General features: G+C 63.6%; 1 protein-coding gene and 2 pseudogenes. 1 reads left to right on the top strand and 2 read right to left on the bottom strand.

Annotated elements, in window-relative coordinates; translation table 11 throughout:
• Positions 1-75, top strand: a pseudogene (locus ABT116_RS51270) (DUF5655 domain-containing protein); the annotation flags it as partial.
• Positions 76-149: 74 nt separating this feature from the next.
• Here ABT116_RS51270 and ABT116_RS48495 read toward each other — a convergent pair.
• A pseudogene (locus tag ABT116_RS48495) lies at positions 150-350 on the bottom strand (ATP-binding cassette domain-containing protein); the annotation flags it as partial.
• Entirely contained in the window at positions 347-1,123 is a 777-nt protein-coding gene (locus ABT116_RS48500; protein WP_351647927.1) for a FecCD family ABC transporter permease, read from the bottom strand. The pseudogene ABT116_RS48495 and the gene ABT116_RS48500, both read right to left, overlap by 4 nt.
• Positions 1,124-1,173 lie beyond the last annotated feature (50 nt).

Genomic DNA, 1,173 nt, shown 5'->3' on the forward strand with positions numbered 1-1,173 from the left:
CGGATCGACTCGCTCGGGCTGGACGAGAACGGGTCGCCGGTCATCATCGAATACAAGCGGGGCATCGACGCAGGGGACGAGAAGTCGGATGAATGCTCCTGCCCGACGACACCGATGATGCGGGCAGCCGATCGGGGCGAGAGATCGTCCCAGACATTCACCTCGTCCACCTTCACGACTCCGCTTCGAGGCTTCATCGAGCGATACAACGCGCGCAGGAGGGAGGACTTTCCGCTGCCGTTCGGTCCGACGAGCCCGACCACACTTCCCTCCGGTGCTTCCAGATCCACACCCGAAATCACCAGGCGCCCGCCCAGAACGATCTGAATTCCGCTGGCCGACAATCTCACGACTGCGCACCGCCGTCCCGTCGAAGCAACCAGAGAAAGAACGGAGCGCCCAATCCCGCGGTGATGATCCCGAGTGGCAATTCGTTGGGCGCATCCAGCATTCGAGCTGCAAGATCGACGATCACCAGGAAGGTGGCACCAACCAACGCGGTCGCGGGGAGCAGCTTGCCGTGATCGGAACCGACGAGGAGCCGTACGGCGTGCGGCACGAGTAGCCCCACGAAACCGATTCCGCCGGCGACGGATACGACCACAGCGGTCAGCAACGACGCGATCACCAGCAACAGCAATCTGGTACGACGCACATCGACGCCTACCGATTGCGCACTCTCGTCACCCATCGCCAGCGCATTGAGTTGGCGCGATTGCGTCAGCAACACCGCTGCGCACAAGGTGATTACCGCGGCCGACACACCGAGATCCGACCAACTTGCCCCGCTCACCGAACCGAGTAACCAGAAGAGCACTCCCGAAAGCTGGCTCGGGTCGGCACGCAGCTGCACGAAACTTGTTGCAGCCGAAAGTAGATAGCCGATGGCAACACCGGCCAGGACCATGCGTAGCGGGACGAGCATTCCCTCGCGCCTGCCCAGAACGAGAACCGCGATCAGGGAGATCATCGCTCCCAGGAAGGCCGCCACCGGGACACCGATCGACAGCCCGGTTCCGATGCCCGTCGTCATGATCAGCACCGCGCCGAAGGACGCTCCCGAACCGACACCCAGAATGTAGGGATCGGCGCCCGAGGCGGAGGAGGTCGACGTCGAGATCAACCCGAACGACCTCCGCATCGACGTCTACCGGTCCTCCGGGCCCGGCGGAC

It is taken from the genome of Streptomyces sp. NPDC002130 (genome assembly GCF_040296465.1).
GTDB lineage: Bacteria > Actinomycetota > Actinomycetes > Streptomycetales > Streptomycetaceae > Streptomyces.